General features: G+C 52.2%; 21 protein-coding genes and 1 CRISPR repeat array. Of the genes, 14 read left to right on the forward strand and 7 right to left on the reverse strand.

Annotation, left to right across the window (positions count from 1 at the left end):
• Nucleotides 1-85 precede the first annotated feature (85 nt).
• Both HMY34_RS06180 and HMY34_RS20345 read right to left on the reverse strand, forming a co-directional pair.
• Nucleotides 86-355, reverse strand: coding sequence for an AbrB/MazE/SpoVT family DNA-binding domain-containing protein (locus HMY34_RS06180; protein WP_202718408.1), 270 nt, complete (start codon nucleotides 353-355; stop codon nucleotides 86-88).
• A 110-nt stretch (nucleotides 356-465) separates the two neighbouring features.
• Complete coding sequence (locus tag HMY34_RS20345) at nucleotides 466-588, reverse strand: hypothetical protein (protein ID WP_266096949.1); 123 nt, start codon at nucleotides 586-588, stop codon at nucleotides 466-468.
• 166 nt (nucleotides 589-754) lie between these two features.
• Between HMY34_RS20345 and HMY34_RS06185 the strand changes: the two genes are divergently transcribed.
• From HMY34_RS06185 to HMY34_RS06235, 11 genes are all read left to right on the forward strand, one after another.
• Nucleotides 755-1,099, forward strand: coding sequence for a hypothetical protein (locus tag HMY34_RS06185; protein WP_202718409.1), 345 nt, complete (start codon nucleotides 755-757; stop codon nucleotides 1,097-1,099).
• Between the two features lie 106 nt (nucleotides 1,100-1,205).
• On the forward strand, nucleotides 1,206-1,496 hold the full coding sequence (gene csx16 / locus HMY34_RS06190; protein WP_202718410.1) for a CRISPR-associated protein Csx16: 291 nt from the start codon (nucleotides 1,206-1,208) through the stop codon (nucleotides 1,494-1,496).
• 108 nt (nucleotides 1,497-1,604) lie between these two features.
• Nucleotides 1,605-2,810, forward strand: a complete 1,206-nt coding sequence (gene csx2, locus HMY34_RS06195) for a TIGR02221 family CRISPR-associated protein (RefSeq protein WP_202718411.1) — start codon at nucleotides 1,605-1,607, stop codon at nucleotides 2,808-2,810.
• A 79-nt stretch (nucleotides 2,811-2,889) separates the two neighbouring features.
• Complete coding sequence (locus HMY34_RS06200; protein WP_202718412.1) at nucleotides 2,890-3,435, forward strand: hypothetical protein; 546 nt, start codon at nucleotides 2,890-2,892, stop codon at nucleotides 3,433-3,435.
• The gene (locus HMY34_RS06205) at nucleotides 3,428-3,718 is read left to right on the forward strand and encodes a CRISPR-associated endonuclease Cas2 (RefSeq protein WP_202718413.1); all 291 of its coding nucleotides are present in this window, start codon (nucleotides 3,428-3,430) and stop codon (nucleotides 3,716-3,718) included. The genes HMY34_RS06200 and HMY34_RS06205 overlap by 8 nt, the downstream gene beginning before the upstream one ends.
• A gap of 16 nt (nucleotides 3,719-3,734) precedes the next feature.
• Entirely contained in the window at nucleotides 3,735-4,691 is a 957-nt protein-coding gene (gene cas1 / locus HMY34_RS06210; RefSeq protein WP_202718414.1) for a CRISPR-associated endonuclease Cas1, read from the forward strand.
• Nucleotides 4,688-5,467, forward strand: coding sequence for a CRISPR-associated endonuclease Cas1 (locus HMY34_RS06215; protein WP_202718415.1), 780 nt, complete (start codon nucleotides 4,688-4,690; stop codon nucleotides 5,465-5,467). Before cas1 ends, HMY34_RS06215 begins: the two co-directional genes overlap by 4 nt.
• Nucleotides 5,467-5,790 carry a CRISPR-associated endonuclease Cas2 gene (gene cas2, locus HMY34_RS06220; RefSeq protein WP_202718416.1) on the forward strand — a complete coding sequence of 108 codons (324 nt, stop codon included), beginning with the start codon at nucleotides 5,467-5,469 and terminating at the stop codon, nucleotides 5,788-5,790. Before HMY34_RS06215 ends, cas2 begins: the two co-directional genes overlap by 1 nt.
• 13 nt (nucleotides 5,791-5,803) lie before the next feature.
• Nucleotides 5,804-6,394 carry a Uma2 family endonuclease gene (locus HMY34_RS06225; RefSeq protein WP_202718417.1) on the forward strand — a complete coding sequence of 197 codons (591 nt, stop codon included), beginning with the start codon at nucleotides 5,804-5,806 and terminating at the stop codon, nucleotides 6,392-6,394.
• 180 nt (nucleotides 6,395-6,574) lie between these two features.
• Nucleotides 6,575-7,168: a CRISPR direct-repeat array (repeat unit 36 nt; unit sequence TTCTGAAGACCGCCCTGATTTAAAAGGGATTAAGAC).
• 300 nt (nucleotides 7,169-7,468) lie between these two features.
• Nucleotides 7,469-7,720, forward strand: a complete 252-nt coding sequence (locus tag HMY34_RS06230) for a hypothetical protein (protein ID WP_202718418.1) — start codon at nucleotides 7,469-7,471, stop codon at nucleotides 7,718-7,720.
• A gap of 90 nt (nucleotides 7,721-7,810) precedes the next feature.
• Nucleotides 7,811-8,974: a DUF2130 domain-containing protein gene (locus HMY34_RS06235; RefSeq protein ID WP_202718419.1), complete on the forward strand. Its 1,164-nt coding sequence runs from the start codon at nucleotides 7,811-7,813 to the stop codon at nucleotides 8,972-8,974.
• Between the two features lie 109 nt (nucleotides 8,975-9,083).
• Here HMY34_RS06235 and HMY34_RS06240 read toward each other — a convergent pair whose 3' ends face one another.
• Nucleotides 9,084-9,587, reverse strand: coding sequence for a phasin family protein (locus HMY34_RS06240; RefSeq protein ID WP_202718420.1), 504 nt, complete (start codon nucleotides 9,585-9,587; stop codon nucleotides 9,084-9,086).
• 244 nt (nucleotides 9,588-9,831) lie between these two features.
• Here HMY34_RS06240 and ppc point away from each other — a divergent pair, with 244 nt between their 5' ends.
• Nucleotides 9,832-12,651 (forward strand): phosphoenolpyruvate carboxylase, encoded by a 2,820-nt coding sequence (gene ppc / locus HMY34_RS06245; RefSeq protein ID WP_202718421.1) that lies wholly within the window; start codon nucleotides 9,832-9,834, stop codon nucleotides 12,649-12,651.
• A gap of 73 nt (nucleotides 12,652-12,724) precedes the next feature.
• The gene (locus tag HMY34_RS06250; protein WP_202718422.1) at nucleotides 12,725-13,861 is read left to right on the forward strand and encodes an RNA-binding domain-containing protein; all 1,137 of its coding nucleotides are present in this window, start codon (nucleotides 12,725-12,727) and stop codon (nucleotides 13,859-13,861) included.
• A 56-nt stretch (nucleotides 13,862-13,917) separates the two neighbouring features.
• Here HMY34_RS06250 and erpA read toward each other — a convergent pair whose 3' ends face one another.
• The 4 genes from erpA to argC form a co-directional block, all read right to left on the reverse strand.
• Nucleotides 13,918-14,268 carry an iron-sulfur cluster insertion protein ErpA gene (gene erpA / locus HMY34_RS06255; RefSeq protein ID WP_202718423.1) on the reverse strand — a complete coding sequence of 117 codons (351 nt, stop codon included), beginning with the start codon at nucleotides 14,266-14,268 and terminating at the stop codon, nucleotides 13,918-13,920.
• A gap of 68 nt (nucleotides 14,269-14,336) precedes the next feature.
• Nucleotides 14,337-14,807, reverse strand: a complete 471-nt coding sequence (locus tag HMY34_RS06260; RefSeq protein WP_202718424.1) for a bactofilin family protein — start codon at nucleotides 14,805-14,807, stop codon at nucleotides 14,337-14,339.
• A 6-nt stretch (nucleotides 14,808-14,813) separates the two neighbouring features.
• Nucleotides 14,814-15,659, reverse strand: coding sequence for a DUF6776 family protein (locus tag HMY34_RS06265; RefSeq protein ID WP_202718425.1), 846 nt, complete (start codon nucleotides 15,657-15,659; stop codon nucleotides 14,814-14,816).
• Nucleotides 15,660-15,687: 28 nt separating this feature from the next.
• Nucleotides 15,688-16,719: an N-acetyl-gamma-glutamyl-phosphate reductase gene (gene argC, locus HMY34_RS06270; protein ID WP_202718426.1), complete on the reverse strand. Its 1,032-nt coding sequence runs from the start codon at nucleotides 16,717-16,719 to the stop codon at nucleotides 15,688-15,690.
• A gap of 105 nt (nucleotides 16,720-16,824) precedes the next feature.
• Here argC and HMY34_RS06275 point away from each other — a divergent pair, with 105 nt between their 5' ends.
• The gene (locus tag HMY34_RS06275) at nucleotides 16,825-17,298 is read left to right on the forward strand and encodes a peroxiredoxin family protein (RefSeq protein WP_228287992.1); all 474 of its coding nucleotides are present in this window, start codon (nucleotides 16,825-16,827) and stop codon (nucleotides 17,296-17,298) included.
• Nucleotide 17,299 lies beyond the last annotated feature (1 nt).

Genomic DNA, 17,299 nt, shown 5'->3' on the forward strand with positions numbered 1-17,299 from the left:
TGTATAAGTTTAAAGGAACGGTGTGCTTCCAGCGCATAAATAAACGCATTGGCATCCAGATAAAAAATGCCCTTGCCAATGCTGCTCAGTTCCATTCATCCCTCAGCTTGCGGATAAAGTTATCGGCATCCTGCGCGGATTTGTACAGGTTGCTGCCCTTGTTCGCCCCAATCATTGCCAACAAGGGGCTGCGGGGTTGTACAGCCGGACGTTGGCTCACCGCTTGGGGAACTAACACCAGCAATCCATCCTGTTCCCGCACTTCCAGCATATCGCCTTCGTGCAGGTTGAGGCGTTTGCGCAGGGCTGCGGGAATCGTCACCTGATATTTGTGTTTTACCTGAACATAGGTCACGGGCATCACCTAAACGTTAGAAAGTTGGAAAGTCAAACTTAACTATTGAGTCTAGGCGTTTGTATGCAAGAGTCAATAAGCATTGAAGACTCATTTGTTACTGAGTAAAATTACTCAACACACTGAGTAATTCGGAGAGCCACATGCACCAACGCCCGCAACTGGCGCAGCTTACCAGCCGTTTGCAACAACCACGCCGCTTCCTGCATCTGCTTGCTGGCGATTGAGGTCAAAAGCGGGCGCAATAAAGGCGTGGTTGGCTTAAACCAACACCTCGCTTTTCCACCCCTCCACCGTCTTCGCCTCACCTTGATCTACTGCCTTCGCTATTTATTTTTAGCTTGATCAGCCATGTATTACTACAATACCAAGGTGTTTTTAAGTTAAGAGGTCATGGTTATGTCAACACGGTCAAGAATAAAACTAATGCATCAAGGTGTGGCTCTTGGTGCTATTTATTACTCTCACGATGGTCATGTGTGGAATTTTTCACCTGAATTAATTGAAGCACTTCAGGCAACAACGCCTCGCAGTCTTTTAGCAAACAAAGCTATGCTCAAACTTATGGGTCTATACGCTCTGGATGCAGATGGGGAAAGAGATATGCATCTGGATTATTTATGCGAAGTTGATTTATCCCAAGAAGATTACATAATCAGGCTGAGTGAGTGGGGCAAAGGATTGGTATTTGAAGGCAACCTGACGGCGTTTTCCCAACAATATGGCAAGAAAGATAATCGGTAAACCCTGCTTTCGGTGATGCGCCAAGTATAGCACGACAAGCTTGCCAACCTCGCGCCCCCCCCTGCCCTGCATTACACTGCGGTTTTTGCCAAACACAGGGGAAACCATGACCACTTACTTTATTTCGCGCCATGCTGGGGCTGTCGACTGGGCAGAATCGGAAGGCTTTCACGTTGATGCGCGGCTGGCGCATTTCGATGTGGACATCGTGCAACCGGGAGACAGAATCCTTGGCACATTGCCGATCAATCTGGTGGCGGAAGTGAATGCACGCGGCGGCACGTATTTTCATCTGACGTTGGAATTGCCCGCTGATGCACGGGGTAAGGAGCTGACGGCGGAGGATATGCGTACCTACGGGGCGCGGTTGGAAGGGTATGCGGCACAGAAACACTAAACGGGTGAAGAGGGCGTATGCCATACGCCCCTACGCGGGATATTCTTCCGTAGGGGCGAATGGCATACGCCCTCTTCAAAACATAACAACATCAACAGGGCAAAACCCATGTCACACATACTCGTCACCATGCTCGGTAAAGCCGCCAGCAATTACCGCGAAGCTACCTATGCCTTTGACGGCGGCAGCCATCGCACTTCACGCTTTTTCGGGCTGGAACTGTGCAAACATATTCGCCCTGACAAACTGGTCATTCTCGGCACAACAGGCAGCATGTGGGATAACCTGTTGTTAGAAACAGCCCTCAGCGAACAAGTAGAACTGGAAGAGGCTTTACTCACACTGGGGGAAGCCGCTCAACAAGATAAGGTGCAACAAGCAACCCTTGACCAGTTGGCAATACACTTGCAAGCCGTGCTGGGCATTTCCTGCGAATTGCGCCTGATTCCTTACGGGCGCACCCAACCAGAACAAACAGCCACCTTGGAAATACTGGTCAATTGCTTTGCCGACAATGACACGGCAACGCTAGACGTGACACACGGTCTGCGCCATTTGCCGATGCTGGTTCAACAAAGTGCCTTGCTGCTGCAAACCCTGAAAGATGTGCAGATAGCAGGTATTTACTACGGCGCACTGGATTTGACTCAAGCCGATATAACCCCGGTCATGCGGCTGGATGGTTTGCTGGAAATTGACCGCTGGACAGAAGCCCTGACCCATTACGATAAAACCGGGGATTATGCCGTGTTTGTCACCTTGCTGCGTCAATCAGGCATCAGCCAAGCAGCGGTCGAAAGTTTGCAGGATGCGGCATTTTACGAGCAAACCAATAATGTGCATCAAGCACGCGGTAAATTACGCGATTTCCTCAGTAAACTCAGGGAAGAAGAAAGCCGATGCAGCCGCCATGCAGTGTTGTTCCTGCCTGCGCTGAAACAACGTTTCGCATGGGTCAACGAAGACAAATTACACCTGCGTCAAACGGCTGTGGCGTGGTTGGCATTGGAACATGGCAATTTGTTACGTGCCTGCATCTACGGTTTTGAAGCGTTCATTACCAAACTGACGCAAGAACAAGGCGGTAAGCCCGATAGCTTCGATGAGCGTAAATACACTAAAGACCAGTATGAAACGCGCAAACCATCAGCGACGTGGAGTGATTACAAACTGTTGCGTGAAATCCGTAACCAGCTTGCCCATAGCAGTACCCAGCGCAATGCCGACGTGGTGAAGGCTGTATCAAACCGTGCGGAACTGACCCGTACATTGCACCAGATTTTCACCACCTTGATTCCTAAAACCCACACCTAACTGACAAGCTTGTCATTGCCGACTTCTTCCCCGGTTTGCGGCATGATTACCCGCATAACAACGGCAAACAGGGGCTACCATGCAAGCACTACTCGACATCATCACGAAAATCCTCGACCCGCTCGGTATCGTCATCGGGCTGATCCTCGCCATTCCGGTGTTCTGGACCTGGTATCAGGTGGTATGGGGCAATCGCCGCCGTTACCGCCACTACCTGCAAGCTATCCGTAGCGCACCGGGCAACCGCCCTGCCATTTTCATCATCGACTTGTTGCCTAGGCGCAATATCCGCGCGGCGGTGGAAAACTATTGCCAGCAACATAACAACTTGCGCGACATTCCGCGTGAACGGGTATTTCACCTGCAACGTGACGGGCTGGGCGTGTATCAACTCGACGCCTTCAAAGCCAGTGTGCGCCAGCAAGTCGGGGAAATGTACGCGCAAGGGGTTGACCGCATTCACTACTTCCACGCAGGCCCCGGCATGGCGGCGGCAATGGTGGGCGCGGAACTCGGCAACGGTTGTCCGGTATTGCTGTATCACCACGAGGGTGAGGGCTACCACGGGTTTGGCTTGCTGAAACTGCCCGCTGCACCCGCGTTTAGTGGGGTGGAACATGGCTGACAGTCAGCGAGTGTTGTACCTCGCGGCGTATGACGTGAGTGATGCGGGGCGGCTGCGTGCGGCGTTGCATTGTGTGCGGGCGTATGCCACGGGTGGGCAGAAATCGGTGCATGAGGTGTGGCTGACGGATGCGGAAAAAGGCGAATTGCTGGGCGATATGAGCTTTATTCTGCATGACGATGAGGACAGTTTCCTGCTGATTCGGCTGGATGCGCGGCAGACGGTGCATACGCTGGGCTTGGGGGTCGCGCCGGTTGACCCGGACTGGTTTTATTTGGGGTGAAGAAAAGGGGGCGGAAATGACAACACTGTATATCGACCATAAAAATGCTGCGTTGGAAGTGGAAGGCGCAACGCTGGTGGCGCGGTTGGGTGAGGTACGCCAGCGCCCGGTGCCACTGGCGTTGCTGGAGCGGGTAGTGTGTCTTGCCAATGTACAACTGGATACCAGCGTATTAGGGACATTGGCGGAACACGGGATTGCGTTCAGTGTTGCCAGCCAGCGTAAACCGCAGCGGCGGGCGGTGTTGCTGGGCAGCGGGCATAACGATGCCAGTATTCGTTTGCTGCATTACCGGCTGGCGCAGGATTCGGCGTGGCGATTGGCGTTTACGCGGCAGGTATTGGCGGCGAAATTCGCGGCGTATTTGCGTTTGTTGGATGACATGCTGGTGGATAGACCGGATCAGCGTAAGGTGTTGACGGATGCGCAGCAACAATTGCGGGCGCAATTGGCGAATCTGGAAAACGCCGAGAGTTTGGCGTCGTTGCTGGGGATGGAAGGCGCGGCGGCGCGGGCAATGTTTGGTGCATTCGCGGCGGTGTTGCCTGCGGCGTTGGGGTTCGCGGGGCGTAAGCGGCGTCCGCCACCTGACCCGGTGAATGCTACGTTGTCGTTGGCGTATACCTTACTGCATAACCGCGCGGTGCAGATTATCCATACGCACGGGTTGGAGCCGTTGCTGGGATTTTATCACGAAACCAGTTTCGGGCGGGAATCGTTGGCGTCGGATTTGATTGAGGTGTGGCGACCGCACATTGATGCGTGGGTGTGGGAATGTTTCCGTACCCAGACCTTGCGCGAACACCATTTCAAGACGGATGTGAACGGCTGCTTTTTGGACAAGGCGGGGCGTCAGGTATTTTTTGCGAGTCTGGAAACGCGCTTGCGCCCGTTGGGGCGGGCGATGCGCTGGCAGGTGCGGGGCTTGATCAAAGCCATGCGGGAATGGGAACAGGCGGAGGTGGCAGCATGACGGCAGCGCGTAAACCGTTGTATCTGGATGTGGCGCAAGCGAATGCGGTGGGTTTGGATGAGGTGGCATTGCGGGTGCAAGCGCATGAGCAGGCGGATAGCTTTTACCCGTTGCGGCGCATTTCGCGGGTGGTGGTGACGGGTAAAGTGGAGTGGGAAACGGCGGCGTTGCTGGCGTGTCTGGAATACGGGATTCCGGTGGCGTTTCGCGGGCGCGATGGAGTGCTGGTGGGGCATTGTTTGAGTGACCGCAGCAGCCAAATTTCACTGGAGGCGTTGTTACACGCTTGCGCGGATGATGCAATGGGCGATGCGTTTTATCAGCAGTGGCGGGTGCATGAGGAAAGCCGTTGGGTGCAGCGCATGGCGCGGGCTTGTCAGCGTCCGTTATTGGGAGTGGTGGCGCAGCGGGTGATGGGGCAAGTCGAGCCGTTGGTGGAGGCGCAGTTGCCGTGCCGCTTTGCGCTGTTTGTGGCGCAGTTGCAAGCGCCGATTGCCAGCCATGTGAGTGAGGTGCTGGCGGTGTATGGGTTTAGTGACAATATCCAGTTGCCGTTGACGCGGCGGGTACATTTGTCGCGGGATGTGGAAAAGCTGTTGCTGCTGGAGGCGTATTGGTTGGTGGTGCGTGGCGATGTGCCGCAGGTGTTTGAGGGAAAGGGCTTGCGGTATAGCATGGTGCATTTTTACGAAACGCATCACGGGCACTTTGAGGAACGCGCACGGGTGGCGTTGAATCGCTTGTGGCGTTTGTTGAAACATCAGGAGGCGGACTAATGGCGCATCGACGTTTGCCGCATATTATTGCGTATGATATTGCTAACCCGAAGCGGCTGGGGCGGGTGCACCGTTACCTGAAAAAGATTGCGTTGCCGTTGCAGTATTCGGTGTTTTTGATTGAGCTGGATGGGGAACGGCGCGAGAAGGTGTTGAAGCATTTGCGCACCTTGATCCATCCCAAGCAGGATGATATTCGGGTGTACCCGTTGCCGAATGCGCCGGAATGGGTGACGTTGGGCAAACCCTTGTGGGATGACGGCGTGCTGCTGACGGGGGCGAAGTTGCCTGCACAACTGCGCTATAATCGGGATACGTTGTAGATGGAGTATGGCTATGTTGCTGAACAAGATAACACCCGATCATCCGGCTTACATCAGCGAACAGGCGTATTGGGAAGGCGAAAAACGCGCTGAGATACGCCATGAATACGTGAAAGGCAAAGTGTTTGCTATGCCGGGTAATTCACGGCGGCATAACCGTATCGTGTTGAATGTAGCGCTGGCCTTGGATTTGGCGGGGAAATCCATTGGCTGTCCGGTTAATATGTTGACAGTCAAAGTTCGGGTGCAAGGTGCCGATGCTTATTACTACCCCAATGTGATGGTAGGTTGTGAACGGGATGATGCTCATGCCTATTATCTGGAAAAACCGTGTTTGTTGGTGGAGGTAGATTCTAAAGCGACTGCGTGGAAAAACTTCACCGAAAAAGTCATTGCTTACCAGAAGCTGGCATCGTTGCAGGTTTACTTAATTGTGGCGCAAGATCAACCGTTGGTGACAATGTTTTACCGCGATGCAGAAACGGGTTGGGAAGTAGCGCGATTTGATGATCTGGAACAAGCACTAACCTTACCTTGCCCTAACTGCACATTGACACTGGCTGACATTTACGAAGGGATTGATTTTACCCAACCTGCTGAATAATCCTTCCATTAACGGCTAAATCATTGTAAAATCAACCCATTAACACGTAAAACCTGAGCGTGTCGCTTCTTTAAAAATTCATCTTGTTACATTTTCGCCCAAGACAACTTTTTATACAGTGAATTTCCTGCTAAGGGTCTCTGTAACCCACTGATTCAAAAGGCTGATTAGACACGAGCCTTCTGAAGACCGCCCTGATTTAAAAGGGATTAAGACGCTGCCGTCGGCGTGGATATTGGTTGTGGGATTTCTGAAGACCGCCCTGATTTAAAAGGGATTAAGACCCGTGTGAATCGCACGATTGATTTAAGACGTACTTCTGAAGACCGCCCTGATTTAAAAGGGATTAAGACTCAGGTTTAAACAAATCATACATCGCATTAGTGATTCTGAAGACCGCCCTGATTTAAAAGGGATTAAGACCCGTGTGAATCGCACGATTGATTTAAGACGTACTTCTGAAGACCGCCCTGATTTAAAAGGGATTAAGACAAGGCTAATTTTGCAGCATTGAACGGTGTATTTTCTGAAGACCGCCCTGATTTAAAAGGGATTAAGACTTCTTGCTTTCCGCGCCATACGCTACCGCTTCCATTTTCTGAAGACCGCCCTGATTTAAAAGGGATTAAGACTTCTTGCTTTCCGCGCCATACGCTACCGCTTCCATTTTCTGAAGACCGCCCTGATTTAAAAGGGATTAAGACATAAAACCTTCTGGAATTTCATCAATTGATGTATTTCTGAAGACCGCCCTGATTTAAAAGGGATTAAGACCCCGCTGTTACTGAGAGTTTGCCGTTGATGCATTTCTGAAGACCGCCCTGATTTTAACCCCCGCTGTAGAGACGCAAAATCTTGCGTCTCTACGACAGATGCGATTAGCACGATAGATTAAGATTTTCAGGATTAAAGAATTACCGTGATAATCCCACCATCATTCCTGCCCATCCTTTAATCCTGAGAATCCCAGTTCAAAACAAATTCCAAGCAAGTTTCGCCACTCCCCCTATACGCCCACATCCTCCCCTGCTATCATTAATTTAACTTATTAATAAAAACAGCACGGGGCTTCTCATGGCAACACGCATACACGCTACCATCGCCGGTTCGATCTTCGCGGGCATCGGCTTATTCTGGGTACTCGGCACCGCGATTGAAGCGTTTGGCATTTACCAAACCCTCGCCAGCATCGTGCTAACCCTCGCACTCGCGGTGTTCTACCGCATCGGCTACAGCGACGGTAAACACGCCTGCTACATGAACGCCAAACCCGGTGACACCACACAACCACGCGCCGAACCGCTGCGCCGCGAACCCCGAATGTAAACGCCCCCCAACACTGACAAGCTTGCCAAACTGCCCTTCGTCGCGGGTTGCGCCTATACTCTGCGCATCCAGTAACCAAGGGCTATCACCATGCAAGACACCACCATCGAATGCCACCAGTGCGGCACGACCATTGCCATTTCCGACGTGCTACGCGGGCAAATGCGCCAAGAACTCGCCGCCGAACAGCAACAAGCGATCATTGCCGCCACCGCCCGCGCCGAACAACAAGCGCAACAGCGCCTGCAACACGAGCGTGAACTGCTGCAACAACAAGTGAGCGAACAACAGCGCCAAGCCTTGCAAGACATTGCTTTGCTGAAACAACAACTCGACCTGAGCCAGCAGCGCATCGCCACCGCCAACCAAGCCGAGCTGCAATTGCGCCAAGAAAAAGCCGAACTCGAAGCCCGCGCCCGCGACATGGAAATCGAAATCCAACGCCGTCTCGACACCGCCCGCCAGCAACTCGAACACAGCCTGCGCAATCAAATTGCCGAGGAACAAGACCTCAAGCTCAAACAAAAAGATCAGCAAATCAGTAATCTGCTCAAAGACCTAGAAAACGCCAAACGCCGCAGCGAACTCGGCTCCCAAGAGTTACAAGGCGAAGTGCTAGAACAGGACATGCAAACCACCCTGCAACACGCTTTCCCGCACGACACCATCCAACCCGTGCCGAAAGGAATGCGCGGCGCAGACATTATCCAAACTGTCATCAACACCCAGTTGCAAGAATGCGGCGCGATCATTTGGGAATCGAAAAACACCAAAGCTTGGCAACCCGCTTGGCTCGACAAACTCAAAGAAGACCAACGTACCGCCGGAGCCGCACTCGCGGTCTTGGTATCGGTCGTCGTGCCGGAACAGATTCGCGGCTTCGGGCGCATTGATGGCATCTGGGTCAGTGATTTGAAAAGCTGGCCTGCCCTCGCCACTGTATTGCGCGAACAATTGCTGGCGGTGAGCTTTGCACGCGCCGCCAATCAGGGTTTGGATGCGAAAATGGAATTGCTATGGCGTTACCTATCCGGCGATGAATTCCGCCAGCGGGTGGAAGCGATTGTGGAGGCTTTTGATACCATGCAAGCGCAAATTCACAAAGAACGCCGCGCGATGGAAAAGCACTGGGCAGAACGTGAAAAGCAGTTGCAACGGGTGATCGGCAGCACCACTGGTATGTACGGCGCATTACAGGGGATTATCGGTCACACCATGCCGGTCGTGGCGGCGCTGGAATTTGACGAGGAATAGGCAAAAAATTGCCCGCTACAAGAGCGGGCAATGGAGGAGAAGCGGGTCAAGTCGCTAGAGAGAGGAGAGGAGGAGTTACACCCTGACCCGCTGTCAACTAAATCGTCAATTAAGCAGCTTTAGCTTTAGCAGCAACTTTTTGAGTCGCTTCAACCGCTTTGCCTGCTGCATCTTTAGTCAGTTCAACGACTTCGGCAGAGGCTTTTTCAACAGCAGCAGTAGTCTTTTCTACCGCTTCAGTGGCTGCTTTCTTGCCAGCTTCTACTGCTTGCTCAGCGCCTACTTGGGTGTACTTTGCCGCTTCTTCCATGATAACAGTCAGTTCGTCACGAACAGCCGTCAACATTTCAGTCGCTTCACGCATGTTAGCAACCCATTTTTCGCCACAAGTGCGTGTAACGTCTTGTTGCAGTGCTGTCAGTTCAGTCAGGTCTTTTACTTTGGTCGCTGCTTCTGCGTTCTTAGTGCCCATTTCGACACAAGATTTCATCAGGTCAGCTTGCTTGGTAGCCAGTGTTTCAAAAGTCTTCATGTTCAGTTCGCCGATTTTCTTGGCAGAAGCCATAGCGCTGTCACTGAATTGTTTTACGATGTTCATCATTTCGTTTTGCATGTCATATCTCCTAGTGCGGGTTTCGGTTTAATCTCGTCATGCATTTCTGCATTTGATGCAGTGCACAATATCGCTTTCCCGAAATACTGTCAACGACTTTTTTGCTGCATCGCAACAAAAAGCTAAAACTTCATGATTTTGTCATATTTTTCAGGCCACTTTGTCGCCTGTCCCATTTGAGGCATAATGTCGGCCTCATTTTTGCATGTATTGGCGCATTAACTATCCAAGGATACTACAGATCATGAATCCCACCACAGACAAGCCTTTTGACGTTGCCAAATTGCAGCACAATATCCGTCAGTTCGGCGAATTGCTTGGCGAAATCATCAAGGAACAGGAAGGCGAAGCCGTGTACAACACGGTTGAAAAATTACGTCGTGGTTATATCCGCCTGCGTAAAAGCAACGATGACGCGACCCGCACCGAATTGATGCAACTGATCGACGCGCTGGATGTGGACATGCTCGAACAAGTGATTCGTTCGTTCAACACCTTCTACATCCTCACCAATATCGTCGAAGAAGATTTCCAGCACCGCGAGCGCCGCCGCGAAATCCAAAAAGCCGACAGCCAATTGTGGAAAGGGTCGGTACGCCGCACCGTGCTGGAACTCCAGCAAGAGGGCATGACCGCCGAGCAAATGCAAAGCCTGCTCGACCAGATGCGTTACATTCCGGTATTCACCGCGCACCCGACCGAAGCCCGCCGCCGCACTCTCATGGAAATCCAGCGCCGCATCTTTTTGGTGATTGACCAGCTCAATAATGACCCTGAAGAGAGCGAACGCGAATCGCTGATGCGTCACCTGAAAGCGCAAATTCAGCTCATGTGGCGCACCAACGAAGTCCGTACCCGCAAGCCCACGGTCGAAGATGAAATCCGTTACGGCCTGTACTACTTCCGCGAATCCTTGTTTGACGCCATTCCGATTGTTTACCGCTATTTTGAACGCGCCACCCGCAAAGCTTACGGTTGGGGTGCTGTCACCGTACCCAGCTTTTTGCGTTTTGGCTCGTGGATCGGCGGCGACCGTGACGGCAATCCTTTCGTCACGCCTGCTTTGACCCGCAAAGCGATTCGGATGCAAATGCAACTCGCCCTGCAAGCTTACATTCACCGCGTCAAAGAATTGCGTTCGGTACTCTCGCACTCGCTGGAATTCATTACCCCAACGCCCGAATTCACCGCGTATTTGCAGCAAGAAGACCAGCGCATCGGGGTTGGCGACGTTATTTTTCATTATGCCCACGTCAGTTTCCAACACGAACCCTACCGCCGCTTGCTCAGTATCATGCACCACAAGTTGCAAGAAACCCTCAATGCGGTGAATGCGCGTCTGCAAAATGAACACGCGCCACTCTCGAAAGAGGCGTATACCGACGTCGCCGAATTCATCCACGAGTTGTACTTGATTCGAGACTCCTTACGCAGCCACGGCGACTGGGTAATTGCCGGGCGCGAACTCAAAGATTTGATTCGCCTGACCGAAACCTGCGGCTTTGGCTTGTACAAACTCGATATTCGCCAAGAATCCACCATCCACAGCGAAACCGTCGCCGAAGTGCTGCAACTCTCCGGCCTGTGCCATAACTATTTGGAATTGCCCGAAGCCGAGCGCATGGAATTGCTGGCGGAACTGATCTTACGCCCGCGTTTACCGATGCCACACCGCCCCAAACTCAGCGAACGCACTGCCGAAACTTTGGAAATTTTCGACAGTATCTTAGAAATGCGCAACGAAGCGGGTGCGGGCATTTTCGGCACTTACGTGATTTCGATGACGCATCACGCCAGCCATATTATGGAAGTCATGCTGTTGGCACACATGGCGGGCTTGGTCGGCTATGACGAACACCGTCAATTGTTCTGCCACATCCAGATTTCGCCCTTGTTTGAAACCATCGACGACCTCAAACGCATTAGCAGCGTATTAAGCCATTTGCTGGAAAATGATGCTTACCGTGCCTGCTTAACCGCGTCGGGCAATCTGCAAGAGGTGATGCTGGGCTATTCCGACTCGTGCAAAGACGGCGGCATCCTCGCTTCCAACTGGAACTTGTACAATGCGCAACAAGAAGTCATTGCCCTGACCGAGCGTTACGGCGTGAAATGCCGTTTGTTCCACGGGCGCGGCGGCACGGTCGGGCGCGGCGGCGGCCCCACGCACGAAGCGATTATTGCGCAACCACCCGACACCGTGCACGGGCAAATCAAATTCACCGAACAAGGCGAAGTCTTGGCGGCAAAATACAGCAACGTGGAAACGGCGGTGTATGAATTGGGCGTGGGTTGCACCGGGCTGCTCAAAGCCAGCGTGGGTTTGCTGAAAAAACGCGGCGCTTATCCTGACGAATTCCACCAAGCCATGAGCAAAATTGCGGCGAGCGGCGAACAGCACTACCGCCAATTGACCGACTGGACGCCGGGGCTGATGGATTATTTCTACGAAGCCACCCCGGTGCAGGAAATTGCCTTGCTGAACATCGGCTCACGCCCGTCGCACCGCAAGAAAACCGTGCGTGACAAAGGCTCGATTCGCGCGATTCCGTGGGTATTCGGCTGGGCACAATCGCGGCATACCCTGCCCGCTTGGTACGGCATCGGTACGGCATTAAGCACCTTCCGCGCAGCTCATCCCGATAACGGTAAATTGCTGGAACGCATGTACACGCAATGGCCAGCCTTCCGCTCCTTGCTCAGCAATACGCAAATGGCGTTGTACAAAGGTGAAATGGATACCGCCAAGGAATACGCCGCCCTCGCCAATGATCAGGAGAATGCACAACAGATTTTTACCGACATTCGCACCGAATACGAAAAAACTGTCGCGGAAGTGCTGGCGGTGGCGCACCTCACTGGGTTGATGGAAGAAACGCCGTTGCTGCAATATTCACTGCAACGCCGCGACCCTTACCTTGACCCGTTAAACCACATCCAGATCACGCTGATCCAGCGGCATCGGCAGTATGTGGCGGAAACGGGGAATACCGATTCGCCTTGGTTGCCGACATTGTTGCGGACGATTAATGCGATTGCGGCGGGGATGCGCAATACGGGGTAAGCCCATCCCAATTTGCACACGTTTATCTGTTACAATCACGCTGACTTGTAGCAGATAAACGTGATGCCTGACCATGAACCCAATCCCTGCGACCGAAAACCAATACATTGAATTTAAACGCGAAGAAACCAGTGCGCAAACACTGGCAGAAGAAATCGTGGCGTTTGCCAATGGTGAAGGTGGCGAAATCTGGTTGGGTGTTGATGATCAAGGCAAAGCAGTAGGGCTATCCCGTAACTACGAAGAAGATGTCATGAACATTTGCCGCACGGCGGTCATTCCTCCCATCTGCCCCACTTACCACGTATTGCAAACCAACAATGCCCAAGGTGAAACGGTCAATATCGCCCGTGTTAGCATTCCCAAAGGCAGTGACCGCCCTTACTACACATCAAAAAACCGCTATTTCATCCGCATTGGTTCAACCAAACGGGTGGCTTCGCGTGAAGAGTTGACCCGCCTGTTTCAGTCTGCCGGTTTATTTCACTACGACATTGTGGAAGTTGGCGGAGCGCAACTTAAACACCTTAATCAATCCGCGATTACCGACTACTTTTCCCGCTACCACATCGACTACCTGAGCGAGGATGAGGAAGAACGCCAACGGTTGTTAGCAGCCAGTGATATTGCGAGCGAACAACTTATTCCCACCGTAGGCGGTTTGCTGGTGTTTGGTATTGCACCGGAACGCCACTTACACCAATCCGGCATTGCTTTTGCGGTGTTTAATGGCACGGAAATCAATTCATCCTTACGTGACAAGAAAAACCTGTTCGGCGGCTTACCCATGCAGGTAGACAACGCGCTGGCAGCGATCAAAGCCAATATTCCTGTACCATCCGAGATTGAGGGAACAAAGCGGGTGGATAAACCGGGCTACCCTGACAAAGTGTTTCGCGAATTACTGGTGAATGCTTGTGTCCACCGTAACTACAGTATCATTGGCTCACAAATCCGTGTATTTCTGTTCGATGACCGCATTGAATTCATCAGCCCCGGTCGGTTGCCGAATACGGTTAAAGTCAGCAAACTCACCACGGGGACGAGTTTTTCCCGCAATCCGCTGTTAGTACGCCTGATGGAAAACTTGGGGTACATGGATAAACTGGGGCGCGGCTTGCCGATGGTGTATCAGGAAGCGAAAAAACTGGGTAAAGCTGTGCAGTTTATTGATGACGGTGAAGAGTTTCGGGTGATTTTAGCGTTGTAGGTAGAGACGCAATTGTTGCGTCTCTACGGGGGATGTATTGAAATAGTCGCGCGAAATTACGGGCTAAAAGACGACCCACAACCACAAGTCGTGGTCGCATTCGGGTTACGAATCACAAATTGCGCCCCCTCCAAACCTTCGGTGTAGTCGATTGTTGCACCGACCATGTATTGGAAGCTCATCGGGTCAATCAACAACGTCACGCCAACATTTTCTACGGCGGTGTCATCTTCGTTCATGTTTTCATCGAAAGTGAAGCCGTACTGGAAGCCGGAACAACCGCCGCCTTGCACGAATACGCGCAGTTTCAATGCTGCATTGCCTTCATCTTCAATCAGGGCTTTGACTTTAACAGCAGCAGCGTCGGTAAAGACCAACGGTGCAGGGATAGCGGTTTCAACGCTCATGGGTGATCTCCTTAAAACAAGTGTGTTTAGTCACGTTACCATTGCAAGGGTAACAAGGTAAAAAAGCCTTATTCGCTGTCGGATGCTGGTGCACTGAGCGCAGGTGGCGGCGCGAATTTGCCAGACTCTGGTTTCTGGCGTACCAACTTGCCGTTGACTTCCGCACCTACTGCCATTTCCAGCAAGTTGTAGTACACATCACCGCAGATACGGGCTTTCTCAAACAGCTCCACTTTGCCACCGGCAAACACGTCGCCGTCGATTGCGCCGTTTAATACCATGCTGGGAACGCGCACTTCACCCTGAATATGCCCATGCTCACTTAAAATCAGCGTGGCATTGTCGCCATCGGCTGCTAAGTTACCTTTGATGACGCCCTCGACATGCAAACCACCGGAGAAACGTAAATCGCCGTCAATGGTGGTGCCTTTGCCAATAATCGTGTCAATCTGGGCGCTGCGAATTTTCTGGTCGCCATGATGACTGGGGGCAGGACTACTGGTGCTACCGCTGTTAGACTTGGCGGATTTTCCGAACATGTTCATTTACTCCTTGGTGATGGATGCGGTGGAGTCAGTCACCACGGCGCTGACTTTATTACTAAAAGAAGACCAATCATAACTTTTCGCCAAGCGCTCCGGGGTTTCACCCGACGCCAGCGTCACTTTGACTTTAATGGATTCTGGCACAAAATCTTTAGGGAAAACTAAATTGCCTTCCAGACTTTGGTAATGCTTCACTTCAAATGCCGTATTAGCTTTTTCGCCCGGCGGGGTAACGTCTTTGTGCAACACACTGGCGGATTTGCCATCTTGCTTGCCACTGATCGCGATGCTGTAGCTGCCTTTGATGACTTCCTCACCACTGCGAATATGCGCCAACACGAGGTGGTATTGGTACAGACGCATCCCATTGATTTTCTTGCCATCGTTATCAACCAAACGTTCTTTGACGGCAAAATGCTGGAGGTGTAAACCTTGCTCCAACCCTGCTGGTGAGAGGATTTCTTCATACAACGCCAATTTGCCGCGCTGCACGGTGAGATCCGCTTCGGCGGCGGCAAATTTACGCTTAAGTTCTTCATTGGCAGCCACTTGAACGTCTTCACCGCGTTTGGCAGAGGCTAATTTATCTTCTAATTCGCGGAGGGTGGTGGCTTGCTGGGCAATCAAGCGCTCTTGCTCGTCCATTTTACCGCGCAAGGTCATGGCATGGATACCACCCGACGCATTCGCGGGGGTCATGTAGCCACTGAAAAATAACCAGCCCGCTAGGGCAGTCAACAGCAACAACACGCCTAACAGCATGTACCAACAGGGGCTACGTTTGTCGCTCCCGGTCGGACGCACTTGTACGGTGCCGCGATTTTCAAATTTATACTCCAGACTCATGGGTGCTTACTATCTCTTGGTGTATTCATCAGGGCAATAAGCCCGGCTGCTTTAACGCGGTATCTTCTGCTAAACCCAGCATCAAATTCATGTTTTGCACTGCCTGACCCGCCGCACCTTTGACCAGATTATCAATCACGGAGAGTACCACAACGCGCTCGGTATTACCGGGGCGATGAATCGCCATGCGACACATGTTTGCGCCACGCACGGAGCGGGTTTCAGGGTGCGAACCGGCAGGCATCACATCCACAAACGGCTCGTTGGCATAGCGGGCGGTATAGAGCTGCTGCAAATCGGCCTCGCTGGTCAGCATTGCATACAGTGTAGCGTGAATACCGCGAATCATCGGCAATAAATGCGGAACAAACACCGGGCTAACCGACGTGCGGGCAAGCGTGGAAAGCGTTTGCGCAATTTCAGGCTGATGGCGATGCCCCGCCACCGCATACGCTTTGAAATTATCCCCCGCTTCTGCCAGTAAGGTGTGCACTTCGGCTTTACGCCCCGCGCCACTGGCACCGGATTTAGTGTCGGCGATAATCCCCGCCACATCAATCAAACCGTTTTCCACCAAGGGCAATAAGCCCAAAGTAACAGCGGTAGGATAACAACCAGGATTAGCGACAAGCCGTGCATTGCGGATTTGCACTCGGTTTAATTCGGGCAAACCGTACACCGCTTCTTCCACCAATTGCGGGCTGGCGTGTTGCATTCCGTACCATTTTTCCCACACCGCGATGTCTTTAATGCGAAAATCGGCAGCAAGGTCAATCACCTTAGTGCCAGCATCCAACAAAGTTTGCGCACTTTTCATCGCAATGCCATTGGGTGTCGCAAAAAATACCAAGTCACACGCGCTCAAGGCGTCATCAGAGGGTGCGGTAAACGCCAAATCGACATAACCCCGCAAGTTAGGGAACATCGCATCCACCCGGCTTCCTGCGTATTCGCGCGAGGTCACGCACGTAATGTCAATGTCGGGGTGATTCACCAATAATCGCAATAATTCAACGCCGGTATAACCTGTCGCGCCAACAATACCAATCTTCCTTTTCACACTACCTCTTTTTATGTCGGCTTGAAAAATCCCTGTATAATACGCCTTCCTTAACGATTAACAAACACCAAGCCTATGAAACTGGATCTCAAAGGAATCGCCATTTTGGCATTCATCGCGGGCATTGTAGCCTTTTTCTTACTCGCTCCGGCAGGCGGTATCAAAGCCGCGCCCGCTATCACGCTGCAAACCATTGATGGGCAAGCGATTGAGTTGGAAAAGCTCAAAGGCAAGCCCTATCTGATGGTGTTTTGGGCAACCGATTGCCCCGGCTGTGTGAAAGAAATCCCACATTTGGTGGATCTGAACCAAAAGCTGCAAGGCACGGGATTCCGCACCATCGCCGTTGCCCTGCCGCATGATAAAGAAGCCTCCATCAAAGCCATGCGTCAACTAAAAGGGATGCAATACGATTTGGTCTACGACAAAACGGGCGAATGGGGTCGGGCGTTTGGCGGCATCAAAGTCACACCCACCTCTTTCTTGGTTAACCCAGACGGCAAAATCACCCGAATGCAACTCGGTAATTTCGATTTCGACCAATTGGAACAGCAAATCCGTTCCATGTTAAAAGGATAAT

Source organism: Thiothrix subterranea, from assembly GCF_016772315.1.
Classification (GTDB): domain Bacteria; phylum Pseudomonadota; class Gammaproteobacteria; order Thiotrichales; family Thiotrichaceae; genus Thiothrix; species Thiothrix subterranea.

Coding starts and splice junctions, on each gene's coding strand:
- cas2 (WP_202718416.1), top strand. CDS start 5,467: ATGGCGCATCGACGTTTGCCGCATATTATTGCGTATGATATTGCTAAC.
- ppc (WP_202718421.1), top strand. CDS start 9,832: ATGAATCCCACCACAGACAAGCCTTTTGACGTTGCCAAATTGCAGCAC.
- HMY34_RS06240 (WP_202718420.1), bottom strand. CDS start 9,587: ATGCAAAACGAAATGATGAACATCGTAAAACAATTCAGTGACAGCGCT.
- HMY34_RS06235 (WP_202718419.1), top strand. CDS start 7,811: ATGCAAGACACCACCATCGAATGCCACCAGTGCGGCACGACCATTGCC.
- HMY34_RS06200 (WP_202718412.1), top strand. CDS start 2,890: ATGCAAGCACTACTCGACATCATCACGAAAATCCTCGACCCGCTCGGT.
- cas1 (WP_202718414.1), top strand. CDS start 3,735: ATGACAACACTGTATATCGACCATAAAAATGCTGCGTTGGAAGTGGAA.
- HMY34_RS06185 (WP_202718409.1), top strand. CDS start 755: ATGTCAACACGGTCAAGAATAAAACTAATGCATCAAGGTGTGGCTCTT.
- HMY34_RS06215 (WP_202718415.1), top strand. CDS start 4,688: ATGACGGCAGCGCGTAAACCGTTGTATCTGGATGTGGCGCAAGCGAAT.
- csx16 (WP_202718410.1), top strand. CDS start 1,206: ATGACCACTTACTTTATTTCGCGCCATGCTGGGGCTGTCGACTGGGCA.
- erpA (WP_202718423.1), bottom strand. CDS start 14,268: ATGAGCGTTGAAACCGCTATCCCTGCACCGTTGGTCTTTACCGACGCT.
- csx2 (WP_202718411.1), top strand. CDS start 1,605: ATGTCACACATACTCGTCACCATGCTCGGTAAAGCCGCCAGCAATTAC.
- HMY34_RS06230 (WP_202718418.1), top strand. CDS start 7,469: ATGGCAACACGCATACACGCTACCATCGCCGGTTCGATCTTCGCGGGC.
- HMY34_RS06265 (WP_202718425.1), bottom strand. CDS start 15,659: ATGAGTCTGGAGTATAAATTTGAAAATCGCGGCACCGTACAAGTGCGT.
- HMY34_RS06250 (WP_202718422.1), top strand. CDS start 12,725: ATGAACCCAATCCCTGCGACCGAAAACCAATACATTGAATTTAAACGC.
- HMY34_RS06260 (WP_202718424.1), bottom strand. CDS start 14,807: ATGTTCGGAAAATCCGCCAAGTCTAACAGCGGTAGCACCAGTAGTCCT.
- HMY34_RS06225 (WP_202718417.1), top strand. CDS start 5,804: ATGTTGCTGAACAAGATAACACCCGATCATCCGGCTTACATCAGCGAA.
- HMY34_RS06205 (WP_202718413.1), top strand. CDS start 3,428: ATGGCTGACAGTCAGCGAGTGTTGTACCTCGCGGCGTATGACGTGAGT.